The organism is Pseudonocardia sp. P1 (genome assembly GCF_000178675.2).
GTDB lineage: Bacteria > Actinomycetota > Actinomycetes > Mycobacteriales > Pseudonocardiaceae > Pseudonocardia.
This window is the reverse complement of the sequence record NZ_ADUJ02000001.1, coordinates 709340-734445: the sequence shown is the minus strand read 5'-3', so window position 1 is coordinate 734445 and position 25106 is coordinate 709340. Positions and strand designations below refer to the sequence as shown.

Sequence of the window (25106 nt, the reverse complement as noted above, 5' to 3'; positions counted from 1 at the left end):
TTCGGTCAGGTGGTGGACTGCTCGGTCGCGGGTGGCTCGGTGGCAGGTGGCCCGGTGGCGGGTGGCTCGGTGGCGGGTGGCTCGGTGACGGACGGTCCGGTGGCGGGTGGCTCGGCCGCGGGCGTGGTGACGGCGCGCCGGGCGTGCACGACCAGGCTCACCGCGACCAGCACCACCCAGGCCGGCAGCACGAGCGCCGAGACGAGATCGGTGCTGGCGGTGAGCAGCAGGAACGCGGCGAGCAGGTAGCCGACGACCGCCACCGGCCCGGGCAGCACCCCGCCGTTGCGCAGCAGGGTGGTCGTCGTGATCGCGTACATCCCGGCGCCGCGGACGGCGAACACGAAGAACAGCGCGTAGCCCACCGCGGTCAGCGCACGTGACACGTCGGGCTCGACCGGGGACGCGTTGCCCAGCCAGGACGCGAGCGCCGGGGCCGACGCGGCGGCGGTGGCCGCGAAGAGCATGGCCACGAAGAGGACGCCGGAGAGCAGGTTGAGCCCGTGCGCCATGGCCGCGGGGGCGGGCGTCAGGGTGTCGAGCAGGGCCCGCATCGCGGTCATGTGCCACAGGAACGCGATGCCCGCGAGCGGCACGAGGTAGAGCCCGACGGCGACGAACAGGCCGTCGCCCCCGCTCGCCTGGAACGAGGCGTACCGGGCGTCGGGGTCGTCGAGCCCGGGGGCGCGGTGCAGCAGCAGCAGCGAGGCGACGAACAGGGCGGCGAACAGCAGCCCGGTGACGGCCGCGAGCCGGGCCCGGGCCCGGCTCACGCGGACACCACCGCTGGACTCATGGAACGACCAGAGCGCACCCGGGGGTGCGGGTCCATACCCAGTTTCGAGGGTTCCCGCAGGCCGCGGTCCCCTCCGGAGGGTCAGCGGTGGTCGGCCTGGGCCGCCGCGTGGTGGACGGCGGCGGGGGACAGCCCGCGCCGCGCGCCGTCCCACTCGCCGGTGTCGGGGAGCGCGCACGGCAGCGCGTGCACGTGGGAGCGGACCGGGGTCCCGGCGGCGGTGACCCCGCCGTGGGTGCGGAACCGGATCGGCTCGCTGGTGCGGTCGATCGGGTTCCAGCAGCGCTCGCAGAGCAGGTCGCGGGTCATGCGGCGCGACCCTGCCGTCCGGCCGCGGTGACCGTTCCGGCGGCGGCGCAGGCGTCGGTGTGGACGACCGCGTCCCGCCAGACGACGTCGCCCGCGGCGTCGGCGTGGTCGATGTGGGACAGCCGGTAGTAGCGCTCGGTCGCGGGGTCGACCGGGGCGTAGCAGCGTTCGCAGAGCAGGATCATCGTTCGAGGACCTCGCACGAGGTGTCTGGATCGGGACCTCATGCTCTCCCCGGGGGCCTGCCCCGGGACACCGGAACGTGACCGGCGCCGCTGTGGGCTACCCCACCTGACCAGGGATTTCGTCGCGGGCAACCGACGCGCCGGGTCGCCTCGCGGTCATTGTCGGTGCCAGCTCCTAGACTCGGGCACTTCCCGGCCGTCCGACCCACGGAGTTCCTGCCTTGCGCCTGGTGCATGCCGCCGACCTGCACCTGGACAGCCCGCTGCGCGGGCTGTCCCGGCTCGGCGACTCCGAGCTGGCCGCCACGCTGCGGTCGGCGACCCGGCGCGCCTGCGAGAACCTGGTCGACGCCGTCGTCGACGAGCAGGCCGACGCGCTGCTCCTCGCCGGCGACGTCTACGACGGCGACTGGAAGGACTACGCGACCGGTGCCTTCTTCGTCCGCCAGCTGTCCCGGTTGCACGACGAGGGCATTCCCGTCTTCCTGATCAACGGCAACCACGACGCCGAGTCGGAGATCACCCGCTCGCTCCGGCTGCCGCCGAACACCCACCGGCTCTCGGTCGACGCCCCGGAGAGCGTCGTGCTCGACGATCTCGGGCTGGCCGTGCACGGCCAGGGCTTCGCGCGGCGGGCGGTGCTGGAGAACCTGGTGCCCGCCTACCCCGACCGGATCCCCGGCCTGGTCAACGTCGGGATGCTGCACACCTCGGTGCAGGGCGACGACCGGCACGACACCTACGCCCCCTGCCGTCCGGAGGACCTGTCCGGCTGCGGCTACGAGTACTTCGCCCTCGGCCACGTGCACGAGCAGCGGCCGGTCTGCGACGGGCCGCACCAGGCCTGGTTCTCCGGGAACCTGCAGGGCAGGCATCCGCAGGAGCGCGGGCCGAAGGGCGCGCTGCTCGTCGACGCCGCACCGGGGCGCTGGGCCGCGCCCACCCCGCTGGTGCTCGACGTGGCGCGCTGGGAGCTGGTGGAGGTCGACATCGCCGGCCTCGCCGACGCCGACGAGGTGTTCGACGCCGTCGGCGCGGCGATCCGGGAGCGGTGCGTCCAGGCGGCGCCGCGGGCCGTCGTCGCACAGGTCACGCTGTCCGGGGCCGGGCCGGCCGCGGCCGGGCTCACCGACACCGAGCGCGTCCGTACGGAGCTGGAGCTGGCCGCGGAGAGCGCGGGCGCGGTGCTCGAGAAGATCCGGAACCGGACCCGGCCGACCGCGGAGGCGCTGACCGTCGACCCGGAGCTGACCGCGGCGGTCTCCTCGGCCGCCGCGGAGCTGGCCGGTGAGCCCGGCCGCATCCGCGAGCTGGCCGCGCCGCTGGAGCGGGAGGTCGGGCGCCGGCTGCGCGAGGCGGGCCTGCTCGACCTGCGCGACGACGAGCGGCTGGCCGCGCTGGCCCGCCAGGCCGAGCAGCAGCTGCTGGCCCGGATGGCGGGGGAGTCGTCGTGACGGCCCGCCTGCGCAGCCTGGTGCTCGAGCGCTACGGCGCCTACGAGGGCCGGGACCTGGAGCTCGGTCCCGGCCTGACGATCGTGTCCGGGCCGAACGAGGCCGGCAAGACCACCCTGCTCGACGCGCTGTCCGACCTGCTGTGGGGGATGCCCCGGCCGGCGAAGCACGCGTACGCGTTCAGCCCGGCCCGGCTCGCCGTCGCGGCGTGCGTCGAGGGCCCCGGCGGGGAGCGGACGCTGCGCCGCACCACCCGCGGCCTGCACGCCGACGACGACGTGGCCGTCGACGCCCCGTGGGGCGAGGGCGGGGCGGAGGCCCGCAGGCGGTGGCGGGAGGGTTTCGGCCTCGGCCACGAGCAGCTCCGCGCGGGCGGGCGCAAGCTCTGCGCCGGGGGCGGTGACCTCGCCGAGCTGGTGTTCACCGCCCGCAGCGGCCGCGATGCCCGTGCGCTGATCGCCGCACTCGACGCCGAGGCCGACGCGCTCTACAAGGAGCACCGTGGGAGCCGGTCGGTCGCCGTGCGCACCGCGTTCGCCCGGTTCACCGAGACCGAGCAGGCCGCCGCCGACCGGACGTCGCGGGCCGGTGAGGTCACCGCACTGGCCGACGAGATCGGCAGGCTGGAGCGCCGGGCCGCCGAGCTGGGCCGCACCCGCCGGTCGGCGGCCGACGCCGCCGACCGCGCCCGCCAGGCCGTCCGCGCCCAGGACCCGGCCCGGGAGCTGGCCGCGCTGCGGGCCGAACGCACGGCGCTGTGCTCGACCGGTGCGGCGCTCGACGCCGACTCGCTGGCCGAGTACACCCGGGCCTCCGAGGACCGCGCCGCGGCCGAGCAGGAGCGCGACGAGCACCGCGAGCACGCCGACGGGTTGCGGGCCCGCCGCGCCGAGCTCGACCTCGACGAGGACCTGCTCGCCGACGCCACCCGCATCCGGGAGCTCGAGTCGGCCGCCCAGGCCCGCCGGGCCGACGCCGACCGCGCCGACCGGCTGCGGTCCGACGCCGCCGAGGCCCACCGCCGGGCCGAGTCCGCACTGGCCGGCCTCGTCGCGGAGGACGGCCGCACCGCCGACGAGCGGCTGGCCGCCGTCCACCTGCCCGCGGACCGGGCCCGCGACCTCGACGCCATCGCCGCACGCCTGCACGAGGCCGCCGTCGAGGCCGAGCGGGCCGAACGCCTGCACACCGAGGCGCTGGCCGAGGTGCGGGAGGCCGCGGACGTCCCGGGCGGGCTGGACGCCGAGCAGGTCGGCCGTGTCGCCGAGGTCCGGCGGGCCATCGAGGCCGAGGGCTCGGCGGCGGCACTGTGCCGGGCCGCCGTGGTCGAGCGCGACGCCGCCGTCGCCCGCCGCTCCGAGGCGCTGGCCGCGGCCGGGCACCGGGGCCCGGCCACCGGCGGCGCGGCCGGCACCGCCGGACCCACCGTGCTGGCGCCGCCGGTGCGCGAGGTCCGGTCCGCCCGGACCGCGCTGCGGGCCGCCGAGCAGGACCTGCGGGCCGCCGAGCGCGCGGCCGCCGAGGCCGACGACCGCGCGCACCGGGCCCGGTCGGCCCGCGACGGTGTCGCCGCCCGCGGCAGGCCGGTCGGGCCGGACGCGCTCGCCGCGGCACGGACCGAGCGCGACGCCGCCGTCGCCGCGCTCCTGGAGGCCGGGCCCGACGGCACCGCGACCGCCGCGGGCCGGGTGACGGCCGCGGTCGCCGCGGCCGACCGGGTCGCCGACGACATGATCGCCTCCGCGGACCGGGTCGCCGAGCTCGCGCACCGCGAGGCCGAGCTGGAGTCCGCGACCACCGGTTCCGAGGCGGCGGGGTCCGGCGTCGCCGAGGCCCGCGAGCGCACCGGTGCGGCGGGCAACGCCTGGTCCACGCTGTGGCGCTCGCACGGGGTCGCCGTGCCCGACCCGGACGACGCCGACACCGTGCTCTCCGCGCTCGGCGACGCGGCCCGCGCGCAGGACGAGGTGGCCCGGGCCGACGAGCGCCTCGCCCGGCTGCGCGACCAGGCCGACGAGCAGCAGCGCGCGCTGGGCGCTGCCCTCGCCGCCGCCGGGCGCCCGCGTGACGGGGCCCCGCTGGACGTGCTCCTGCTCGCGGCGGAGGACCTCGCCACCGAGGCCGGGCACGCCCGCGACCGGCTGGTCCTGCTCCACCGGCTGCGCAGTGACGCCGAGCGGGCGGGCGGTGCCGCCGACGCCGCACGGCACGAGCGGGAGCTGGCCGGCCAGCGGTGGCGGTTCGCCCTGCGGGGCGCGGGCCTGCCGACCGATCTGGAGCCGTCCGGCTGGGGCACCCGCCGCGACACCGTCGCCGACGCCCAGCAGGCCGGTGCGCTGGCCCGTCAGGACGACGCCGAGGCCCGCCGCCTCGAACGCGCCGTGAACGCGCACCGCCGCGCCGTCACCGCACTCGTCGAGCGGCACCTGGAGAAGGCGCCGACCGGGACCGCCCCGGAGGACCGCCTCGGCGAGCTGGCCGACCGGGTCCGCGAGGTCACCAAGGGCGCGGTGTCGGCCGGGCACCTCGACGACGGCATCGTCGCCGCCGAGGACGCCGCCGCCCGCGCTGCCCGCGCGGTGGCGACGGCCGGGGCGATCCTGGACCGGCTGGCCGTCGAGCTGGCGCTGACCGAGGCGATGGAGCCCGGTGGGCTGGAGGCAGCGGCGGAGCGGGGTGGCGTGGTCGCCGATCTCGACGCCCGGATCGCCGAGCAGTCCCGGCTCCTCGCGGCCGCGGCGCCGGACCTCGACGCCGGCGAGCTCGTCGCGTCGGCGCCCGACACCGAGCCGGGGGCGCTGACGGAGGCGCTCGACCGGGCCGAGACGCACGAGACCGAGCTGGGCGCCGAGCAGGACGAGGTCCGCGAGCAGCTCGGCGGGCTGCGCGCCCGGCGTCGCGAGCTGGAGGAGGCCGAGGGCGCCGCGGAGCTGCACGCCCGCGCCCAGTCCGAGCTCGCCGGCGTCGCCGAGGCGGCCGAGCGCTACCTGGTGCTGCACCTGCAGCGGGAGATCCTGCGCCGGGAGCTGGAGGCCTACGAGCGCAGCCACGCCTCCCCGCTGCTGGTCCGTGCCGGGGCGCTGCTGGAGCAGCTCACGAGCAGCCGGTTCGTGGCGTTGCGGCCCCCGTCCGAGCCCGGAGGCGGCGCCCGCACGCTGGTCGCGGTTCGCGGTGACGGCGAGGAGCTGGTCCCGGAGAAGCTGTCCGAGGGCACCGCCGACCAGGTGCACCTCGCGCTGCGGCTGGCGGGGATCGAGCAGCTGCAGGCCGACCGCGCCGCCGCCGTGCTCCCGCCGGTCCCGGTGGTGCTCGACGACGTGCTGATGACCTTCGACGACGAGCGGGCCCACGCCGCGATCCGGGTCCTCGCCGAGCTGGCCGGCAGCCAGCAGGTGCTGCTGTTCACCCACCACGAGCACCTCGTGGGGCTGGCCCGCAGCACCGGGGCGGACTTCGCCGTCGCCGAGCTGGGGCCGCCCGCCCGGGTCGACGCCGTCCTCGACGCCGACGCGGCGCGCGCCACCCCGCTGGCGGGCTGACACAGCCGTCCTCGACATCCGGACCGCCGACCCCCGGCCCACTCCGGGGACACCGTCGCGCAGACTGCTCCCATGGACGCGTGCGGTGAGCGGTTCGTGATCGTCAGCGGGGACGCCCGGGCCGAGGTCGACGAGGTCGGCGGCGGCCTGGCCGGGTTCGTCCAGGGCGGCCGGGTGCGGGTGGAGCCGCACCCGCCGACGGCGCGGCCCCCGAAGGGTTCGGGTGCGGTCCTGGCCCCGTGGCCGAACCGGGTCGCGGGCGGCAGCTGGAGCCACCGCGGCACCGCCCACCACCTCCCGCTGACCGAGCCCGCGGCCGGCAACGCCATCCACGGCCTGCTCCGGCACGTGCCGTGGACGCTCGCCGACCGCGCGGGCGACCACGTCTCGCTGACGGCCGTCGCGCCCGTCCAGCCGGGGTGGCCGCAGCCGGTGCGTGTGACCGTCACCCACACCGTCGGGGCGGGCGGCCTCACCGTCGAGACCCACGTCGAGAACCTCGGCGACGCGCCCGTCCCGTTCGGACTGGGCTTCCACCCGTACCTGCGGGTCGGGGACGTGCCCACCGACGAGCTGGAGCTCACCCTCGCCGCCCGCACCACCCTGCCGCTCGACGGCGGGATCCCGTCCGGCCCGGCGCGCCCGCTGGAGCGGGAGTTCTCGTCGACCCCGCTGGCCGGGCTGGAGCTGGACGACGCGTTCGGCGGCTGCGCCCCGGGCGACGGGGACGAGCTGGTCCGGCACCGCGTGGCCGCGCCCGACGGTGGCGGCACCGAGCTCTGGGCGGAGCCGGCGTTCGGCTGGGTGCAGGTCTTCACGCCGCCGGACTTCCCGCGCCAGTGCCCGGACGGCGCCGTCGCCGCCTCCCGCGCGGTCGCGGTGGAGCCGATGACCTGCCCGCCGGACGCGCTGAACTCGGGTACCGACCTCATCGAGCTGGTGCCGGGGGAGCAGCAGGTGCTCCGCTGGGGCGTGCTGGCCACCGGGTGATCTCTTTCACCCCGCAACGCGGAATCCGCCCCGGGTCGTTGAACGTTCCACGGTTCGTGACTGCTCAGACCGCTTCCCCCGTGGACCTGCCCCTCCTCGACGAGACGGGGCGCGCCGCGCTGTTCACCGATGCCCGCACCGCGAACACCTTCACCGGCGAGCCGGTGCCGGACGAGACGCTGCGCGCGGTGTGGGAGCTGGCCCAGTGGCCGCCGACCGCCGCCAACACCCAGCCGCTGCGGGTCACGTACGTGCGCTCCGGCTCCGGCAAGGAGCGGCTGCTCCCGCTGCTGGCCGAGGGGAACCGCGCCAAGTCCGAGGCCGCACCGGTCGTCGCGCTGCTCGCCGCGGACCTCGACTTCCACGAACACACCCCGGTCACGTTCCCGGTGAAGCCGGGGATGCGGGAGAGCCTCGAGGAGCAGGGCCGCACCGGGCGCGAGGGCATGGCCCGGTTCAACGCCAGCCTGCAGGCCGGCTACTTCCTGCTCGCCGCCCGCGCGCACGGTCTCGCCGCCGGCCCGATGGCGGGCTTCGACGCCGACGCCGTCACCGACGAGTTCTTCCCCGGCGGGCAGCACCGGGTGCTGCTCGTCGTGAACCTCGGCCACCCCGCCACGGACGCCTGGCACCCGCGGCTGCCCCGCCTGGCCGCCGACGACGTGCTCTCCTTCGCCTGACAGCCCTCACAGGCACGCGTGGAGTGCGCCGAGCAGCGTCGGCGCGCGGTCGTCGGTGTCCTCGGCGCGCATCTCGTTGGTGAGGAACGAGAAGCCGATCCCGCGCTCCGGCCATGCCCCGTGCCGGCCGCCGCCCGCACCGCTGTGCCCGAACGCGACCGGCTCGGGACCGAAGGTGCCGATCGGGTCGGCCAGCTCGTAGCCGAGCCCGAACCGGAGCGGCCGGTCGTTGACGGCGTCGAACCCCTCGGCGTGGGTGCGGGTCGCCCGGTCCAGGGCGGCCGCCGGCACCGGTGAGCGGTCCGGGTCGGCGAGCGCGCCGTAGAGCCGCGCGACCGCCGGGGCACCCGCGACGCCCGCACCGGCGAGCGCCCCGGACCGGTACCAGGCCGGGGTGTTGACGGTCTCGGCGTCGTCGAGCAGCACCCGGTACATCCGCTCGACGGTGCGGCGGCGCTCCTCGTCGTGCAGGAACGTCGAGATCCGGTAGCCCTCCGCCCGGACGATCCGGGCCGGGGACGTCGGCGGCGACGCGAGGTGCACCCAGGCCCCCGGCACCCGCGCGACGACGTCCTCGACGACGGTCCGCGGATCGGACTCGGTGACCCGGCGCAGCAGCTCGGCCACCAGGTTCCCCCAGGTCAGGGCGTGGTACGCGACCCGGCTGCCCGGCACCCACAGGGTCGGCTGCCGGGCCAGCGCCGCGGCCGAGGCGCGGTCGTCCAGCCCCGCCGCCGGGACCGGCTCCGGATCGACGTAGGGGAGTCCCGCGGTGTGCGAGAGGACCTGCGCCACCGTGACGGTGCCGTCGGTCGTGCTGCCGCCCTCGCCCGTGCCCTTGCCCGCCGCGGCGAACTCCGGCCAGTACCGCGCGACCGGTACGTCCGGGTCGAGCCGGTCCGCCAGCGCCGCGCACGCCGTCGCCGCGAGGCCCTTGGTGCCGGAGAACAGGACCGCGACCGTGCCGGTGTCCCACGGGCGTCCGGTGTCCGGGTCGGCGAGCCCGCCGTGCAGCTCCACCAGCGGCTCACCGTCCCGGACCACCGAGAACGCGGCACCGCCCCGGGCGCCCGCGAGGACGCCGGCGAACGCGTCCGCCACCGGACCGAACCCGCGGGCGACCGTGCCGTGCACCCGAGGCTGCACCGTCACCGTGCCGTCACCGTGCCGTCACCGGACCTCGGCCATCGAGGGGGTGTGCTCCAGCAGCTGGCGCGTGTAGTCGTGCTGCGGGTTCGCGAGCACCTCGTCGACCGTGCCCTGCTCGACGATCCGCCCGTCCTGCAGCACCGCGATCCGGTCCGCGACCTCACGGGCCAGCGCGATGTTGTGCGTCACGAACAGCATCGCCGTGCCCAGCTCCCGGCGCACCAGCGCCAGCAGCTCGATGATGCTGGCCTGGACCGACACGTCCAGCGCGGACGTCACCTCGTCGCACACCAGCACGTCCGGGGCGGTCACCAGCGCCCGCGCGATCGCCGCGCGCTGCCGCTCCCCACCGGACAGCCCGCCCGGGTAGCGCTGCGCGAACGACCCGTCGAGCCGGACCTGCCCGAGCATGTCGAGCACCCGGGCGCCGCGCGCGTCGGCGTCGAGATCGGTGAGGTGCCGCAGCGGCACCTCCAGCGAGCTCGCGATCGTCCGCCGCGGGTTGAGCGAGGCGAACGGGCTCTGGAAGACGTACTGCACGCTCCGCAGCTGGGCGTAGCTGCGCGGCGTCGTGAGCTCGTCGCCCTTGAGGGTCAGCGTCCCGGCGTCGAGCGGGAGCAGCCCGGACAGGCCACGGGCCAGCGTCGTCTTCCCGGAGCCGGACTCGCCGAGCAGCATCAGGCACTCGCCGGGCCACAGCTCGAGATCGACGCCGTCGAGCACCGTCTTCGGCCCGTACCGCTTCCCGGCACCCGACATCCGCAGCAGCGGTGCCCCGTCGCCCGACGGCGACGGGTCCCGGTCCACGGCGCGGTCCAGGTCCGGGACCGCGCCGATCAGCGCCCGCGTGTACGGGTGCTCCGGTGCGGTGAGGATCTGCCGGACCGGTCCGGTCTCCACCACCTCGCCGCCCTGCATGACCGTCACCCGGTCCGCCAGCCCGGCGACGACGGCGAGGTCGTGCGTGATGTAGAGCGCGGCGGTCCCCGAGCGCGTCACGAGATCGCGCACGGTGTCGAGGACCAGGTCCTGGGTGGTGACGTCCAGGCCGGTCGTCGGCTCGTCGAGCACGACGACGTCGGGCCGGTTCGCGAACGCCGCCGCGATCCCGACCCGCTGCTGCTGCCCGCCCGAGAGCTGGTGCGGGTAGCGGCGCAGGAACGTGTCGTCGGTCGGGAGGCCGACGTCGGACAGCACCTCCCGCACCCGGGCGGCCACGTCGCCGTCGAAACCGTGGGCCTGGAGCACCTCCGCGACCTGGGTGCCGATCCGCAGCAGCGGGTTCAGCGACAGCGCCGGGTCCTGCGGGACGTAGGTCACCAGCCGCCCGCGGACACCGCGCATCGTCACCGGGTCCGCGGCGAGCAGGTCGTCGTGGGTCTCCGAGTGGCCGTGGAACGCGATGCTCCCACCGGTGCAGGCGAGCCCGTCCCGGAAGTGGCCGAGCGCGGCGAGCGCGGCCGTCGTCTTCCCGGACCCGGACTCGCCGACCAGGGCGAGGATCTCGCCCGGGGCGACGGCGAAGTCCACCCCGTGCAGCACCTCGCGGCCGCCGGTGGTGGCGACCCGCAGGCCGGTGCACTCGATCGTGAAACTGGCCGTACCGGTCATGCTCCGGCCTCCCCGGTCGTGTCCGCGGACTCCTTGGCGAGCGCGTCGGTGATCATGTTCGTGCCGACGGTGAGGATCGCGATCGCGAGCACCGGCAGCAGCACGCCCCACGGCGCGACGATCAGCGCGATCCGGTTCTCGTTGATCTGCAGGCCCCAGTCGGCGGCCGGCGGCTGCACCCCGAGGCCGAGGAACGACAGCGACGCCACGTAGCCGATCGAGTAGGTCAGCCGCAGGCCCAGCTCGACCATCAGCGGGCCGGTGATGTTGGGCAGCACCTCGGTGGCGAGGATCCGCCGCCGCGGGACGCCGTACATCCGCGCGGCCAGCACGTAGTCCTGGCCGGCGACCGCGAGCGTCGCCTGCCGGGCGACACGGGCGACGCGCGGGATGTGTGTGATGCCGATGACCAGCACGAGCAGCCAGCCCGACGACCCCAGCACGGCGACCGCCAGCAGTGCCAGCACCAGCTGCGGGAACGACAGCAGCACGTCGCCGCCACGCATGATCAGCGAGTCGAGCCGCCCGCCGGAGTACCCGGCGAGCATCCCCAGCACGGCGCCGCCGACGATGCCGATCGCGGTCGCGGCCAGCGCGTAGAGCAGCACCGGGCCGCCGCCCGCGAGGAACCGGACGAACACGTCGCGGCCGAGGTCGTCGGTCCCGGCGAGACCGTCGGGCCGGAACGGGCGCCCGGCGAAGTCGTCGACGCCGTACCCGGTCAGCAGTGGGCCGAGCACCGGCCCGAGCAGCGCGATCACGACGACGACCAGGGTCAGCACGGCCCCGATCCGGGCCTGGCGGCGGCGGAAGGTCCGCCGCAGCAGTCCTGCAGGAACAGCGGGAGCACTCACGAGACACCTCCGGAGGCGGTCCGGATCCGCGGGTCGGCGAGGATCCCGGCGACGTCCGCGGCGAGGTTCACCAGCACGTAGAACGCGGCGATGATCAGGGTGATCGCCTGGACCACCTGGACGTCCCGATTGGCGACGGCGTCGATGAGCGCCTCTCCGATCCCGGGGTAGCGGAACAGGAACTCGACGACGACCACGCCACCGGCCAGCCAGGCCAGCTGCATCGCGATCACCTGGGCCACCGGGCCGATCGTGTGCGGGACCGCGTGCCGCACCAGCACGGTGCGTTCGGGCAGGCCCTTGAGCCGGGCCATCTCGACGAACCCGGCGTCGAGCGTCTCCGACAGCGTCGCCCGGGTCATCCGCACGACGTACGGCACGACGACGAGCGCGAGCGTCAGCACCGGCAGCACCAGCTGCTCGGGCCGGGCCCACACCGGTTCGCCGGGCCGGGCGATGGTGACCGAGGGCAGGATCCGGAACACCGACGTCGCGAACACGACCACGAGCAGCACACCGATGACGAACTCGGGCAGCGCGGCCAGCACCAGGCTGAACCCCGACACCCCGGAGTCGGTCCGGGTGCCGCGCCGCACGGCCGCCCACGCGCCGAGCGCGAGCGCGATCGGGGTGGAGATCACCGCGGTGACCACCAGGAGCAGCGCGGACGCCGCGATCCGGCCCCCGAGCAGCTCGCCGACCGGGCCCTGGGTGGCCGCGGAGAAGCCGAGGTCACCGGTGAGGATCCCGCCGAGCCAGGAGAAGTAGCGCTCCCAGGCCGGACGGTCGAGGCCGAGCTGCTCGGTGAGCGCGGCGATCCGCTCCGGGGTGGCCTGCTGGCCGAGGATGGCCCGCGCCGGGTCACCGGGCAGCAGCAGGGTCGCCCCGAAGATCAGCACCGAGACGACGAACAGCACCAGCACGCTCACGAGCAGCCGGCGGAGGATCATCTTCGTCAGGACGTTCATGCGTTCACCCACGCCTTCCGGAACTCGTACCCGGACAGCGACAGCCCGGTGCGGTTCGGGACGAGCCCGCCGACGTAGGCCTGGTGCGCGTCGACGCGGTCCGGGTACCCCCAGATGAGGTAGCCGCCGCGGTCGAACTCGATCTGCTGGGCGCGGCGCACGAGCTGCGCACGCAGGGTCGTGTCCACCTCGGACCGGGCCCGCCGGATGACGCCCTGGTACTCGGCGTCGTCCCAGTGCGTCTCGTTGAACGGCGCGTCGGGCATCGACGACTGCGAGGCCTGCGGGATGTAGTTGCGGGTGTTCCAGAAGCTCTGCGCGAACTCCCACTGCAGGTACTGGTCGGAGAAGAAGGTGGAGGTGTCCACCCGGCGCAACCCGATCTCGACGCCGGCGGCGCGGGCCTGGGTGGCGTACACCTGGGCCGCCTCGACGGCGCCCGCCTGGATCGGCGAGGTCACCAGCTCCAGCGACAGGTTCGGCTTCCCGGCCGCGGAGAGCAGGTCACGGGCCCGCTCGATGTCCTGCTCGCGCCGCGGGTCCAGGTACTCGGGGTCGAACCGGGCGTACAGGTCGGACGCGTGGGTGCCGAGGCCGGAGAGGACCTGGTTGACCATCTCGTCGCGGCCGGCGATCAGGCGCAGCGCCTGCCGGACCCGGACGTCGTCGAACGGGGCGACGTCGACCCGCATCGTGAAGGGCAGCCAGCCCCCGGTCTCCGAGGTCAGCAGCCGGACGGACTCGTACGCCCCGACCACCTCGGTGAGCGACAGCGGGACCTGGTCGATCGCGTCGACCTGGCCGGAGAGCAACGCGTTGATCCGGGCGTCGTCCTCGGAGAAGTTGATCAGCTCGAGCCGGTCGACCCAGGGCTGGTCGGGTCGCCAGTACCCGTCGTAGCGGACGAACGCGCTCTGCTGCCCGGCGGCGAACGACTCGAACCGGAACGCGCCGGTGCCGACCGGGCGCTCGACGTCGAAGTCGGTGGGCACGATCCCGCAGGAGTACTCGGCCAGGTACTGGTCGAACACGGGGGACGGCTCGCTCAGTACGAACCGGACCTGCCGGTCACCGGCCACGACGACGTCGTCGAGGATGCCGAGCTGCGACGCGCCGGACTTGGGGTCGTCCGGGTCGGTGATCCGCCGGAAGGTGGCGACGACGTCGTCCGGGGTGACCGGGCGCCCGTCGTGGAAGGTGATGCCGGAGCGGATCGTCGCGGTCCAGGTGCGGGCCCCGGGGTCGGGGCGCACCGCCTCGGCGACGGCGGGCTGCAGCGTGTAGGCGTCGTCCCAGTGCAGGAGCGGCTCGTACAGGCTGAGGGTGCGGGCGATGTCCGGGTTCGTCGCGGGGCTGTGCGGGTCCAGGGTGTCGGAGGCGCCGCCTCCGGTCACACCGACCCGCAGCACGCCGCCGCGGCGGGGCGGTCCGGCGTCCCGGGCCGCGGCCGGCCCGCCGCAGCCGGCGAGGAACGCCGCTGCGGCCAGACCGGCCGCTCCGCCGAGCAGGCGGCGCCGGGTGAACGGCGCCGCTGTCGGGCTGATCATGAAACTGTCTCCTCGGGGCTGGGCCCCGGGGAGGACCCGGGGCCGCGGTCGCGGGCTCAGGTCGGGGGCCGGTTCACCGCCGTTCCGCCGGTGCCGACCGGCGCGATCGACCGTCCGGCGTGCTCCGGTTCGGTCACGTCGCCGCCGGTGAGCCCGTCGAGGGCGACGGCGACGTCGTCCGGGAACGGCTGCGTGCCGTCGGCGCCCACGTGCAGGCACATGAGCTCCTCGGTGGCCGCGAGCCGGCCGTCGACGTGCAGCTCGTGCCAGAGCCGCAGCCGCTTGGCGTCGCGTCCGAGCACGCGCGTGCGCACCTCGAGGGCGGCGTCGGGGCCGACCTCGCTCAGGTACCGCACGTGCGCCTCCACCGTGTACAGCGAGCAGCCGCTCGCCGCCCGGTAGGCCTCGTCCATCCCGGTGCGGTCCATCAGCGCCGTCGTCGCGTCCCCGAACACCAGGACGTAGTACGGCTCGGAGAGATGTCCGTTGTAGTCGATCCACTCCGGACGGACCACGTCGGTGTGCACCAGTTCGGTCACGGTCGGCCCGTCTCGCCGGACGGCGAGCCCGCCCTTCCCGCCGTGCCTGCTGCCCGGGCCGTATCGACGGCCCGCCGGACGGCGATCACCGCCCGGTCCCGCTCGGCGACGAGCTCGGCCATCGGGCGGCCGCCGGCGCTGACCTCGGCCCCGGCGACCATGTCGTCCCGCAGCGCGGTGGTCAGCTCGGGGGCGTCGAGCCGGGTCCACGGCGCTTTCAGCGACGGTCCGAAGTGGTCGAGCATGTGTGCCATGCCGCCCTCGCCGCCGGCCAGGTGGAAGGTCAGGCAGGGCCCGTGCACCGGCCAGCGCAGCCCCGGTCCGTCGGTGATCGAGCGGTCGATCTCCTCCGGGGTGGCCTCGCCCTCGGCGACCATGTGCAGCGCCTCGCGCCAGATGGCCTCCTGCAGCCGGTTCGCGATGAACCCGGGCAGCTCCCGTTCCATCTCGATCACGGACTTGCCGATGTGCCGGTAGAACTCCGCCGCGGCGGAGGACGCCCAGGCCTCGCTCTTCTCCCCGCCGACGACCTCGACCAGCGGGATCAGGTACGGCGGGTTGAACGGGTGCCCGACGACGAGCGCACCGGGGTCGGCGGCGTCGACGGCCATGTCGGACATCGGGAAACCCGACGTCGACGACGCGACGACGACGCCCGGCCCCGCTGCCGCGGCCAGCTCGGCCAGCAGCGAGCGCTTGAGCGCCAGGTCCTCCGGCGCGCTCTCCTGCACGAAGTCCGCACCGGTCACGGCCTCGGCCGCGGTGTCGAACAACTCGATCGCGTACGGGTCGGCACCCTCGGCGAGGCCCAGCTCGGTGAGCGCGGGCCACGCGGCGTCGATCAGGCGGCGGAGCTTGTCGCCGGCGTCCGGCGCCGGGTCCCAGGCCCGCACCGTCAGCCCGCGGGACAGGAAGTAGGCGGCCCAGCCGCCCCCGATGACACCGGCGCCGATGCAGGCGACGGTCCGGATCTCCGTGACGGGACGCGTGACAGGACGCTGCTCAGGCACCGGCGCGCTCCTTCAGACCCAGGATCTCGCGGGCGCGGTCCGGTGTCGCCACCGTCGCGCCGAGGTCCTGCACGATCTGCACGGCCCGCTCGGTGAGCTGCTCGTTCGTCGCCTTGACCCCGCGGGACAGGTAGAGGTTGTCCTCGAGCCCGACCCGGGCGTGGCCACCGGCCAGGATCGACTGCGCCACCCACGGCAGCTGGTTGCGGCCGATCGCGAACGACGCGAAGTTCGCCCCCTCGGGGAGCATGTTCACCTCCGCGGCCAGGACGCCGGGGTCGGCGGGAGCGCCGTAGGGGATGCCCATGCACAGCTGGAACAGCGGCGGGGCGTCGATCAGGCCCTCCTCGACCAGGGTGGTGGCGAACCACAGCTGCCCGGTGTCGAAGATCTCGAGCTCCGGCTTCACCCCGAGCTCCTGCACCCGCTTCGCGCCGGTGCGCAGCATGTCCGGCGTCGAGATGTAGAGCTGGTTGCCCTCGCCGAAGTTCAGCGAGCCGCAGTCGAGCGTGCAGATGTCGGGGAGGAGCTCCTCGACGTGCGGGAGCCGCTCGAGGGCGTTGACCAGGTCGGTGCCGTCGACCGGCTTGAGCGGGTCCTCGGCGTCGATCACGAGGTCGCCGCCCATGCCGGCGGTCAGGTTCAGCACGACGTCGACGCCCGAGTCGCGGATCCGGGTGACGGTGTCGCGGTAGAGCTCCACCGCCCGCGACGGGTCGCCCGTCTCGGGGTCGCGCACGTGGATGTGCACGACGGCGGCGCCGGCGCGGGCGGCGGCGATCGCGTCGGCGGCGATCGCGGCCGGGGTGACGGGCACGTGCGGGCTGCGGCCCACCGTGTCTCCGGCCCCGGTCACCGCGCAGGTGACGATGACGTCACGGTTCATCCGTTCTCCGTCCTGTGTGGCTCGTCCTGTGTGGAGTCGCGTGGGGGTGGTGCGGGTCGTCCCGGCGCCGCGAGCACGGCCCGGTCGATGTAGTCGTGCAGCACCGCGCGCATACCGTCCGGCCCGGTGCCGGGGGTACCGGCGAGGACCTGGATGCCCAGGCCGTCGACGAGCGCGGTGAGCTGGCGCGCGAGACCGTCGGCGCCGGGCACGAAGACGCCGGTCGCGGCGCCGTCGGCGAGCGTCATGGCGACGCTGCGGTACCAGCGGTCGTAGGAGTCCCAGTAGAGCTCGCGCCGGGCCGGGTCGATCGCCGACTCGGCCCAGACCTGGATCCAGATGGACCACTCGCGGCGCAGCAGCTCGCCCTCGGGGAGCTGCAGGTCGATCAGGCGCAGCAGCCGGCGGTGCGGGTCGGTGATCTCGCCGAGCGCGGCGACCTGCCGGTCGAAGGCGAGCTTCACGTTGTGCCGCAACGCCTCGTCGAGCAGCTCGGAGCGGGTGGGGAAGTGGTAGTGGATCGCCGCCGGGCTCGTGCCGCACGCGTGTGCGACGTCGGCCGTCCGCACCCGGTGGTAGCCGCGGTCGGCGATGAGCCGCCACGCGGCGTCCAGGATCCGGCGGCGGGTCTCCCGGGAGCCCCGGGTCGTGGGGGCGCCGGCGGACGCGGCGCTGGTGGTCGCGGCCGCACCGCCCGGGACGGCCGTGTGGGTGCGTGCGTCGTCCCGGCCGTGCAGGAGCCGGTTGACGGTCTCCCCGGTGACGTCGGCGATCGCGACGAGCTCCCCGGCGGCGAACCGGCGGCGCCCGGCGAGCGACTTGGACAGCTTCGTCTCGTCCAGCCCGATCGCCGCGGCGAACCGCCGCTGTGTCCAGCCGTCCCGTTCGAGCAGCTCACGCACCCGGGAGGCGACCACCGCGTCCCCCTGCGTCGCGTCCACCGGTGCGGGGTCTCCGGGGGTGGAGCCGCTGCGGGCGGACGGACGTGAGGGGTGCACGATCCGGAACCGTAGGCCGGGCTTGCGAAAGCCGCAAATAACGATTCGCATACGTGCAGGTCGGAGCGTGTTTGCGATGTCCGACCGGTGCGCCGCTCAGATTGCGCTACCGGTCCGCACGGTCGCGCGGTGAACGGTAGGGTCGCCACTGCCGACGTAGCCGACCGGGGGAGAGGCAACCATGCGCTCGCTGGACGAGACCGCGATCTGGACCGAGGGCGTGGAGGGGGTGGACGTCCCGGGCTACGACCGGGCGGGGGTGCGCACGGGCATCGTCCACATCGGGGTCGGCGGGTTCCACCGGGCGCATCTCGCGATGTACGTGGACTCGCTGCTCACCGCCGGGGAGGCCCGCGAGTGGGGGATCTGCGGGGTCGGCGTCCTGTCGTTCGACGAACGCATGCGCGACGTCATGGCAGCCCAGGACGGGCTGTACACCCTCGTCCGCAAGGAGCCCGACGGATCGCTGTCGCCGCGCGTCGTCGGGTCGCTGGTGGACTACCTGTTCGCCCCGGACGACCCGGAGGCGGTGATCGAGCGGATCGCCCACCCGGACACGCGGATCGTCTCGCTGACGATCACCGAGGGCGGCTACGCGATCGACCAGAAGACCGGTGAGTTCGACCCGGACTTCCCCGGTGTCCGGGACGACCTGGAATCGATGGCCGCGGGGCGTGCGCCGAGCGGCGCGTTCGGCCTCGTCGTCGAGGCGCTGGCCCGCCGGCGCGAGCGCGGCACCGGCCCGCTCACGATCATGAGCTGCGACAACATGCAGGGCAACGGCGACACCGCCCGGCGGGTGTTCACCGGCGTCGCCCAGCTGCGCGACGCCGAACTGGGCGTCTGGGTGGCCGAGCAGGTCACCTTCCCGAACTCGATGGTCGACCGGATCACCCCCGCCACCGCGGACTCCGACCGCGCCGCCCTCGAGGAGCGGTTCGGCCTGCGCGACGGCTGGCCGGTGGTCTGCGAGCCGTTCACCCAGTGGGTGCTGGAGGACGACTTCGCCGCGGGCCGCCCGGAGTTCGAGCGGGTCGGCGTGCAGGTCGTCGACGACGTCGTGCCGTACGAGTTCATGAAGCTGCGGCTGCTCAACGCCACCCACCAGGCGCTGGGCTATCTCGGCTATCTCGCGGGGCACCGCTACGTGCACGAGGTCGCCCAGGACCCGACGTTCGCGACGTTCCTGCGCGGCTACATGGACGCCGAGGCCACGCCGACCCTGCGGCCGGTCCCCGGCATCGACCTCGACGAGTACAAGGACACGCTCCTGTCGCGGTTCGCGAACCCGGGCGTCGCCGACACCCTGAAGCGGATCAACTACGGCAGCTCCGACCGGATCTCGATCTTCCTACTGCCGGTCGTGCGGGAGCAGCTCGCGGCCGGGGGACCGGTGGACCGGGCGGCCGCCGTCGTCGCGGGGTGGTGCCGGTACGCCGAGGGTGCCGACGAGCAGGGCGAGGCGATCGAGCAGCAGGACCGGCTCGCCGACGAGCTGACCCCGCTCGCGCTGCGGGAGCGCTCCGAGCCGCTGACCTTCCTGCGGTACCGGCCTGTCTTCGGCGACCTGGCCGACGACGAGCGCTTCGCCGGCGCGTTCCGCAGGGCGCTGGAGTCGCTCTACGAACGCGGGGCGGCCGCGACCGTCGCCGACATCGGATGAACCGATGAGAATCCGGCACGTCTCCGGTCCCAGGTACTGACGCATCCGCCCGATCCGGGGAGACACCATGGGAACCATCGACGTGCACGAGTTCATCAGTCTCGACGGCGTGATCGAGGATCCGTCGTGGACCGCCGAGTACGGCTTCACCGACGGGATGGGTGCCGCCATCGGGAAGCTCTGCGACCAGGCGATCCTGCTGGGGCGCACCACCTACGAGGCGTTCTACCCGGCGTGGTCGGCGCGCGGGCACGACGAGGAGTCCGGCGCGGCGTTCTTCAACGGGTCGCCGAAGCACGTCGTGACGTCCACACTGGCCGATCCGCTGGAGTGGGAGAACTCGACAGTGCTCGGCCCGTACGACCCGACGCGCATCCAGGCGCTGAAGGACTCCGTCGACGGCGGCATCTACGTCAGCGGCAGCGCCACCCTGGTGCGGGCGATGCTCGCCGACGGGCTGGTCGACACGCTGAACCTGTTCGTCTACCCGGTCGCGCTGGGTGCGGGCGAGCGGCTGTTCGCGGCGGGGCAGCGGATCCCGCTGCGGCTGGTGGAGACCGAGGCCTACGAGAACGGCGTGGTCAGGATGACCTACGGGCCGCCCGCGGCCTGAGCGTCCGCCGGCTCAGGACGCCGGTGCGGTCCGCTCGCGATCCAGTGTCGCGACCGCCCGGCGTGCCGCGTCGAGGACCCGGGTGTGGACCGCGCGCGCGTCCGGGGCGTCCCGCTCGGACAGCCAGGTCGCGACGGTGACCTGCAGGACGGCCATCGCCGTCGCCGCGGCGATCCGGTGCGACAGCTCGGGCTCCGGCATGCCGTCCCGCTCGGCCAGCGCTCCGGCGACGGTCTCCTCGACGGTCCGGCCGACCCGGGCCATCCGGCCGTTCAGCTCGGGGTGGGTGCGCAGCAGCTCGAGCTGGTCGTGCCAGACCGGGCTGGTCGTCAGTGTGCCGGCGAGATCACCGAGGACGGCGGTCGCGGCGGCCAGTGCGGACGGCTCCGGCCGGGTCCGGACCTCGGCCGCCAGCTCGGCCAACGACACCTCGTCCCAGTCGAACAGCGCGGCGTCCTTCGACGGGAAGTGGTTGAAGAACGTCCGCGGGGCGACGTCGACGTCGGCGCAGACCTCCTCCACGGTGAAGTGCTCCGGCCCCTGGCTGCGGGCTCGCTCGAGCGCGGCCACGCGCAGCGCGTGGCGGAGGCGCAGCTTCTTGCGTTCCCGCAGACCCGAGCAACGCTGCTCCTGCTCCGCGACGGTCGTGCCGATCATCGCGTCACCTCTCCTTCGTGCGGGGGCTGCACGTGTGCAGCCCCTGCAGTGTGCGCGCAAAGTCGTGAGCACAGCAAACTATCGTGCGGCACGGTCCGATCGGGCGCTTCCCCTCGGTCGGCGGCCACCGGAGCTGACGGGCCCGCACGGCATCGTCGGCGGTGCGACGCGCACGTCGCCGTCGGGTCGCTCGACCCCGTCGCCGACGCCGTCCGGCGGGGGATCCGCGTTCCGCGGAACGCGGTCCCGAGGCGCCACCCGCCTCGTCGCTCCTCGCCGAATCGCGTCCACGTGTCCGGGTGCGCGAGGGCTGGTCGAGGGGTTCCGCATGGTCCGTCGCGCACGTCTCTGCGAGTGCGCCTCCCACCATGCGGGTTCCGCGCGGTGCGTTCCGCGGAACGCGATCTCACGGACCGGGGCGAGACTGTCGGGCCCCGCTGCGACACTCGTTCGAACATCAGTGCGATACCGCTGGGAGTGTCCGCATGTCTCTCACCACGCCCTCGTCCGATGCGTTCCCCGGGTTGAGCCTGCCCGTCCTGGAGTCCGAGCTGCTGGGGCTCGCGGGCCACATCGCCGCGGCGGAGTGCCGTTTCCTGCAGCTGCTCGCCGAGTTCGACCGGCGCGGCGGATGGTGCGGCGTCGGCATCCGGTCGTGTGCCCACTGGCTGACCTGGCGTGCGGGGATGAGCCTGCGGACCGCGACCGAGCACCTGCGCGTCGCCCGTGCTCTGGAGAACCTGCCGCTGGTCACGGCGGAGTTCGCCGCGGGGCGCCTGTCGTACTCGAAGGTTCGCGCGATCACCCGGGTGACCGGCGCGGACGGCGCAGCCCTCACCCGCGCTGCCGCGGCGGTAGGGGTGGCGGCCGGCGGGGAGGCGCAGCCCGGTGTGGACGCGCAGCCCGGTGGCGGAGCGATCACCGTGGGGACAGCGGTGATCGGTGAGGAGACGGAGCGCGGCGAGAGCACAGTGCCCGGCGAGAGCACGGTGCCCGTCGAGAGCACGGTGCCCGTCGAGAGCACGGTGCCCGGCGAGAGCACAGTGCCCGGCGAGAGCACAGCCATCGGTGACGGCGCATCGCCCTGCGGCGCCACGCCGACCCAGCGTGAGACTGTCGACGACGGGGCGGGCGAATGCAGGTCCGGCAGTGCCGAATCCGTGCCGTCGCCGCGGCCGGAACCCACGGTGGCCGATGCCGAGACGGCCGAGCGGGTGATGCTCGAGCTGGCCATGTCGTCGACCGCGAGTCACGTCGAGACGGTGGTGCGTGCGGTGCGACGCCGGACCACCCCGCCGGTCGACACCGCGGCGCGTCGTTCGCTGAGCTGGCACCACGACGTCGACGGCTCGCTCGTCCTGCGTGGCCGCTTCACTCCCGAGGACGGCGCGGCGCTGATCGCCGCGATCGAGGCGCTGGTCCCGCCGCCCGCTCCGGCCGGGACGTCCCCGGCCGGGCGTTCGGCGGATCTCCTGGACCAGGGCCGGGAGCAGGAACCCGGCTCGACGGTGGACCGGACGGCGGCGCGTCGCGCGGACGCGCTGCTCGAACTCGTCCGGCACGGGGACAGCCCCGGTGCGACCGGGCCGGTGGTCACGCGCGGGAGTGCCCAGGTCGTCGTCCACATGGACGTCGGCTCCGGCAGCGCACGGCTGGCGGGCGGACCCGAGATCCCCACGACGACCGCGGAGCGCCTCGCCTGCGACGCCCGTGTCCAGGTCCTGCTCGGTGACCGGGCGACGAACCGGCTCTACCTGGGGAGATCCCGTCGCCTGGCGTCACCGGCCCAGATCGCTGCGCTCACCGCGCGCGACGCCGCGGACGGTGGTGGCTGCCGCTTCCCCGGCTGCGACCACACCCGTCATCTGCACGCCCATCATGTGCGGTCGTGGCTGAGCGGGGGAGCGACGGACATCGACAATCTCGTACTGCTCTGCAGCTACCACCATCGGCTCGTGCACGACGCCGGTTACCGGATCCGCTACCGCGCGGACGCCTGGGACTTCCGCCGCCCGGACGGTACCCCGGTCAGCCCCCTCGGTCCGCCGCTGAGCGGTGCCGCGGCCGCGATCGTCGAGATCAACACCAGGGCCGACCTGCAGATCGACCGCGTCTCCCTCACCCCGGACTGGTACGGCGACGCGGTCGATCCCGGCCCGATCCTCGACGCCCTGCTGCCCCCGCGGACCGCAGCGACGGCCGCCTGAGCGACGACACCGGGCTCCGCGGGACCGGTCCTCAGCCGTGCGCCAGCAGCGCGGCGCCGATGATGCCGGCCTCGTTCAGGAGCGTCGCCGGGACGATCGTGGTCCGCGTCCGGACGTACGGGGACCACCTGTCGAACCGCTTGCTGACGCCGCCGCCGACGACGATCAGGTCCGGCCAGACGAGGTTCTCCACGTGTGTGAAGTACCGCGTCAGGCGCTCGCCCCACTGCTCCCAGTCGAGGTCCTCGCGTTCGCGGGCGGAGTCGGCGGCACGGCTCTCGGCGTCGAACCCGTCGATCTCGAGGTGCCCGAACTCGGTGTTCGGGACGAGATGCCCGTCCGCGATGAGCGCGCTCCCGATCCCGGTGCCGAGGGTCGCCAGGAGTACGACGCCGGACTTCGCACCCGCCGCGCCGAACTCGACCTCGGCGACGCCGGCCGCGTCCGCGTCGTTGACCAGCAGGGCGTCCCGTCCGGTGACCTTGCGCAGCACCGCGGCGGCGTCGCAGTCGATCCACGACGGATCCACGTTGGCCGCCGTGCGGGTCACCCCGTGCTGGACGACGGCGGGAAAGGTGCAGCCGAACGGCCCCTTCCAGTCGAACTCGTCGAGGATCTGCTTGACCGTCTCGGCGACCGCCTCCGGTGTCGACGGCTGCGGGGTCGGGATCCTGACCCGGTCGTCGGCCAGCTTCCCCTTGTGCAGGTCGACCGGTGCGCCCTTGATGCCGGACCCGCCGATGTCGATCCCGAAACCGAGTTCGTGCTTCTTGCTCACGAAGGTGATCCTCTCTCAGGGCTCAGGAACCGAGTGCGGCGGCGACGACCTCGCGGGCCTCGGACTGCACGGCCGCGAGGTGGTCCGCGCCGCGGAAGCTCTCGGCGTAGACCTTGTAGACGTCCTCGGTCCCGGAGGGCCGGGCCGCGAACCAGCCCGCCTCGGTGACGACCTTCAGGCCGCCGATCGGGGCGTCGTTGCCGGGGGCGCGCGTCAGCTTCGCGGTGATCGGGTCGCCGGCGAGCTCGGTCGCGGTGACCGCGGACGCGTCGAGCTTCGACAGCGCGGCCTTGTCCTCACGGGAGCACGCGACGTCGGTGCGGGCGTAGGCCGGCTCCCCGAACCGGCCGGTCAGGTCCCGGTAGTGCTCACTGGGCGTGCGCCCGGTCACCGCGGTGATCTCGGAGGCGAGCAGGGCGAGCAGGAGGCCGTCCTTGTCGGTGCTCCACGGCGAACCGTCGCGGCGCAGGAACGAGGCCCCGGCGCTCTCCTCACCCCCGAACCCGATCTCCCCGGACCGCAGGCCGGGAACGAACCACTTGAAACCGACCGGCACCTCGACCAGCGTCCGGCCCAGGTCGGCGGCCACCCGGTCGATCATGGACGAGCTGACCGCGGTCTTGCCGATCCCGGCCGTGGCCGGCCAGCCGGGGCGGTGCGCGAACAGGTAGCCGATCGCCACGGCCAGGTAGTGGTTCGGGTTCATCAGCCCGCCGTCGGCGGTGACGATGCCGTGCCGGTCGGCGTCGGCGTCGTTGCCCGTCGCGATCCGGAACGGCGCCGGGTCGGCCTCCATCCGACTGCGCAGCGACGCCATCGCGTACGGCGACGAGCAGTCCATCCGGATCTTGCCGTCCCAGTCGAGGGTCATGAACCCGAACGCCGGATCGACCGCCGGGTTCACGACGGTCAGGTCGAGGCCGTAGCGCTCGGCGATGACACCCCAGTAGTCGACCGAGGCCCCGCCGAGCGGGTCGGCGCCGATGGTGACGCCGGCGTCGCGGATCGCGTCCATGTCGAGGACCTGGTCGAGCTGGGCGACGTACTCGCCGAGGTAGTCGTAGCGCCCGGCCTCGAACGATGCCGTCCGGCGGATCCCGGAGAGCCCGGCCTCGAGGAGCTCGTTCGCCCGGTTCGCGATCCAGGACGTCGCCTCGGTGCCGGCCGGACCCCCGTCCGGCGGGTTGTACTTGAAACCGCCGTCGGCGGGCGGATTGTGCGACGGGGTGACGACGACGCCGTCGGCGAGGTGCTGCGACCGGCCGGCATTGGTCACGAGGATCGCGTGCGAGATCGCGGGTGTCGGGGTCAGACCGTCCCGCGAATCGATCACCAGCTCGACCCCGTTCGCGGCGAAGACCTCGGCGGCGGTGAGCCACGCCGGCTCGGACAGCGCGTGCGAGTCCCGGCCGAGGAACAGCGGGCCGTCGATGCCCTGCCCCGCCCGGTACTCGACGATCGCCTGGCTGGTCGCGGCGATGTGGTCGTCGTTGAACGTGGCGGTGAATGCCGAGCCCCGGTGCCCCGAGGTGCCGAACGCGACCCGCTGGACGTCGACCTTCGGGTCGGGGTGGGTCTCCCGGTACGCGGCGAGCAGCGCGTCCACGTCGATGAGGTCCTCGGGGCGGGCCGGCGTCCCGGCGCGCTCGTGCACGGACATGCGTCGTCCTTCC

At 74.6% G+C, this 25106-nt stretch carries 22 protein-coding genes; 7 read left to right on the top strand and 15 right to left on the bottom strand.

Annotated features, from left to right (window positions below; translation table 11 throughout):
* Positions 1 to 5: 5 nt before the first annotated feature.
* The 3 genes from PP1_RS02905 to PP1_RS02895 form a co-directional block, all read right to left on the bottom strand.
* Positions 6 to 773 carry a hypothetical protein gene (locus tag PP1_RS02905; protein WP_010236282.1) on the bottom strand — a complete coding sequence of 256 codons (768 nt, stop codon included), beginning with the start codon at positions 771 to 773 and terminating at the stop codon, positions 6 to 8.
* A 104-nt stretch (positions 774 to 877) separates the two neighbouring features.
* The gene (locus PP1_RS02900; protein WP_010236279.1) at positions 878 to 1105 is read right to left on the bottom strand and encodes a hypothetical protein; all 228 of its coding nucleotides are present in this window, start codon (positions 1103 to 1105) and stop codon (positions 878 to 880) included.
* Positions 1102 to 1290 carry a hypothetical protein gene (locus tag PP1_RS02895; protein ID WP_010236275.1) on the bottom strand — a complete coding sequence of 63 codons (189 nt, stop codon included), beginning with the start codon at positions 1288 to 1290 and terminating at the stop codon, positions 1102 to 1104. The genes PP1_RS02900 and PP1_RS02895 overlap by 4 nt, the downstream gene beginning before the upstream one ends.
* A 230-nt stretch (positions 1291 to 1520) precedes the next feature.
* Between PP1_RS02895 and PP1_RS02890 the strand changes: the two genes are divergently transcribed.
* From PP1_RS02890 to PP1_RS02875, 4 genes are all read left to right on the top strand, one after another.
* Complete coding sequence (locus PP1_RS02890) at positions 1521 to 2744, top strand: metallophosphoesterase family protein (protein ID WP_249266091.1); 1224 nt, start codon at positions 1521 to 1523, stop codon at positions 2742 to 2744.
* Positions 2741 to 6283 carry an AAA family ATPase gene (locus PP1_RS02885; RefSeq protein ID WP_075314197.1) on the top strand — a complete coding sequence of 1181 codons (3543 nt, stop codon included), beginning with the start codon at positions 2741 to 2743 and terminating at the stop codon, positions 6281 to 6283. The genes PP1_RS02890 and PP1_RS02885 overlap by 4 nt, the downstream gene beginning before the upstream one ends.
* Before the next feature lie 72 nt (positions 6284 to 6355).
* Entirely contained in the window at positions 6356 to 7273 is a 918-nt protein-coding gene (locus PP1_RS02880) for an aldose 1-epimerase family protein (RefSeq protein WP_010240502.1), read from the top strand.
* Positions 7274 to 7353: 80 nt separating this feature from the next.
* Positions 7354 to 7953: a malonic semialdehyde reductase gene (locus PP1_RS02875; RefSeq protein ID WP_010240500.1), complete on the top strand. Its 600-nt coding sequence runs from the start codon at positions 7354 to 7356 to the stop codon at positions 7951 to 7953.
* A gap of 6 nt (positions 7954 to 7959) precedes the next feature.
* On the opposite strand, the gene PP1_RS02870 is transcribed toward PP1_RS02875, so the two are convergent.
* From PP1_RS02870 to PP1_RS02830, 9 genes are read right to left on the bottom strand one after another with little or no spacing between them, the layout of a single operon-like run.
* Positions 7960 to 9105: a serine hydrolase domain-containing protein gene (locus PP1_RS02870; RefSeq protein ID WP_249265979.1), complete on the bottom strand. Its 1146-nt coding sequence runs from the start codon at positions 9103 to 9105 to the stop codon at positions 7960 to 7962.
* 18 nt (positions 9106 to 9123) lie between these two features.
* Complete coding sequence (locus tag PP1_RS02865) at positions 9124 to 10713, bottom strand: ATP-binding cassette domain-containing protein (protein ID WP_010240496.1); 1590 nt, start codon at positions 10711 to 10713, stop codon at positions 9124 to 9126.
* Positions 10710 to 11567, bottom strand: a complete 858-nt coding sequence (locus tag PP1_RS02860) for an ABC transporter permease (RefSeq protein WP_029239908.1) — start codon at positions 11565 to 11567, stop codon at positions 10710 to 10712. The genes PP1_RS02865 and PP1_RS02860 overlap by 4 nt, the downstream gene beginning before the upstream one ends.
* Positions 11564 to 12526 carry an ABC transporter permease gene (locus PP1_RS02855; protein WP_029239907.1) on the bottom strand — a complete coding sequence of 321 codons (963 nt, stop codon included), beginning with the start codon at positions 12524 to 12526 and terminating at the stop codon, positions 11564 to 11566. Before PP1_RS02855 ends, PP1_RS02860 begins: the two co-directional genes overlap by 4 nt.
* A 5-nt stretch (positions 12527 to 12531) precedes the next feature.
* Positions 12532 to 14082: an ABC transporter substrate-binding protein gene (locus tag PP1_RS02850; RefSeq protein ID WP_010240490.1), complete on the bottom strand. Its 1551-nt coding sequence runs from the start codon at positions 14080 to 14082 to the stop codon at positions 12532 to 12534.
* A gap of 56 nt (positions 14083 to 14138) precedes the next feature.
* Positions 14139 to 14621 (bottom strand): thioesterase family protein, encoded by a 483-nt coding sequence (locus PP1_RS02845; RefSeq protein ID WP_010240489.1) that lies wholly within the window; start codon positions 14619 to 14621, stop codon positions 14139 to 14141.
* Positions 14618 to 15631 carry a 3-hydroxyacyl-CoA dehydrogenase NAD-binding domain-containing protein gene (locus PP1_RS02840; protein ID WP_010240488.1) on the bottom strand — a complete coding sequence of 338 codons (1014 nt, stop codon included), beginning with the start codon at positions 15629 to 15631 and terminating at the stop codon, positions 14618 to 14620. Before PP1_RS02840 ends, PP1_RS02845 begins: the two co-directional genes overlap by 4 nt.
* Positions 15624 to 16517, bottom strand: coding sequence for a 3-keto-5-aminohexanoate cleavage protein (locus PP1_RS02835; RefSeq protein ID WP_010240486.1), 894 nt, complete (start codon positions 16515 to 16517; stop codon positions 15624 to 15626). Before PP1_RS02835 ends, PP1_RS02840 begins: the two co-directional genes overlap by 8 nt.
* On the bottom strand, positions 16514 to 17458 hold the full coding sequence (locus tag PP1_RS02830; protein WP_010240484.1) for a TetR/AcrR family transcriptional regulator: 945 nt from the start codon (positions 17456 to 17458) through the stop codon (positions 16514 to 16516). Before PP1_RS02830 ends, PP1_RS02835 begins: the two co-directional genes overlap by 4 nt.
* A 238-nt stretch (positions 17459 to 17696) precedes the next feature.
* On the opposite strand from PP1_RS02830, the gene PP1_RS02825 reads away from it, so the two are divergent.
* Complete coding sequence (locus PP1_RS02825; protein ID WP_010240482.1) at positions 17697 to 19178, top strand: mannitol dehydrogenase family protein; 1482 nt, start codon at positions 17697 to 17699, stop codon at positions 19176 to 19178.
* A gap of 67 nt (positions 19179 to 19245) precedes the next feature.
* Positions 19246 to 19791: a dihydrofolate reductase family protein gene (locus PP1_RS02820; RefSeq protein ID WP_010240480.1), complete on the top strand. Its 546-nt coding sequence runs from the start codon at positions 19246 to 19248 to the stop codon at positions 19789 to 19791.
* A gap of 12 nt (positions 19792 to 19803) precedes the next feature.
* Here PP1_RS02820 and PP1_RS02815 read toward each other — a convergent pair whose 3' ends face one another.
* Positions 19804 to 20448 (bottom strand): TetR/AcrR family transcriptional regulator, encoded by a 645-nt coding sequence (locus PP1_RS02815; protein WP_010240477.1) that lies wholly within the window; start codon positions 20446 to 20448, stop codon positions 19804 to 19806.
* Between the two features lie 485 nt (positions 20449 to 20933).
* On the opposite strand from PP1_RS02815, the gene PP1_RS02810 reads away from it, so the two are divergent.
* Entirely contained in the window at positions 20934 to 22655 is a 1722-nt protein-coding gene (locus PP1_RS02810) for an HNH endonuclease signature motif containing protein (RefSeq protein ID WP_083697122.1), read from the top strand.
* A 31-nt stretch (positions 22656 to 22686) separates the two neighbouring features.
* Here the strand turns inward: PP1_RS02810 and ppgK are convergent, their stop codons facing one another.
* Positions 22687 to 23433: a polyphosphate--glucose phosphotransferase gene (gene ppgK, locus PP1_RS02805; protein WP_010240473.1), complete on the bottom strand. Its 747-nt coding sequence runs from the start codon at positions 23431 to 23433 to the stop codon at positions 22687 to 22689.
* A gap of 22 nt (positions 23434 to 23455) precedes the next feature.
* Complete coding sequence (gene pgm, locus PP1_RS02800; RefSeq protein WP_010240471.1) at positions 23456 to 25093, bottom strand: phosphoglucomutase (alpha-D-glucose-1,6-bisphosphate-dependent); 1638 nt, start codon at positions 25091 to 25093, stop codon at positions 23456 to 23458.
* Positions 25094 to 25106: the final 13 nt, after the last annotated feature.

Bases quoted from the DNA above. Each gene is read 5' to 3' on its own strand.
- PP1_RS02900 (WP_010236279.1), bottom strand. From the start codon at position 1,105: ATGACCCGCGACCTGCTCTGCGAGCGCTGCTGGAACCCGATCGACCGC.
- PP1_RS02895 (WP_010236275.1), bottom strand. From the start codon at position 1,290: ATGATCCTGCTCTGCGAACGCTGCTACGCCCCGGTCGACCCCGCGACC.
- PP1_RS02880 (WP_010240502.1), top strand. From the start codon at position 6,356: ATGGACGCGTGCGGTGAGCGGTTCGTGATCGTCAGCGGGGACGCCCGG.
- PP1_RS02865 (WP_010240496.1), bottom strand. From the start codon at position 10,713: ATGACCGGTACGGCCAGTTTCACGATCGAGTGCACCGGCCTGCGGGTC.
- PP1_RS02850 (WP_010240490.1), bottom strand. From the start codon at position 14,082: ATGATCAGCCCGACAGCGGCGCCGTTCACCCGGCGCCGCCTGCTCGGC.
- PP1_RS02835 (WP_010240486.1), bottom strand. From the start codon at position 16,517: ATGAACCGTGACGTCATCGTCACCTGCGCGGTGACCGGGGCCGGAGAC.
- PP1_RS02825 (WP_010240482.1), top strand. From the start codon at position 17,697: ATGCGCTCGCTGGACGAGACCGCGATCTGGACCGAGGGCGTGGAGGGG.
- PP1_RS02820 (WP_010240480.1), top strand. From the start codon at position 19,246: ATGGGAACCATCGACGTGCACGAGTTCATCAGTCTCGACGGCGTGATC.
- PP1_RS02815 (WP_010240477.1), bottom strand. From the start codon at position 20,448: ATGATCGGCACGACCGTCGCGGAGCAGGAGCAGCGTTGCTCGGGTCTG.
- PP1_RS02810 (WP_083697122.1), top strand. From the start codon at position 20,934: ATGTCTCTCACCACGCCCTCGTCCGATGCGTTCCCCGGGTTGAGCCTG.
- pgm (WP_010240471.1), bottom strand. From the start codon at position 25,093: ATGTCCGTGCACGAGCGCGCCGGGACGCCGGCCCGCCCCGAGGACCTC.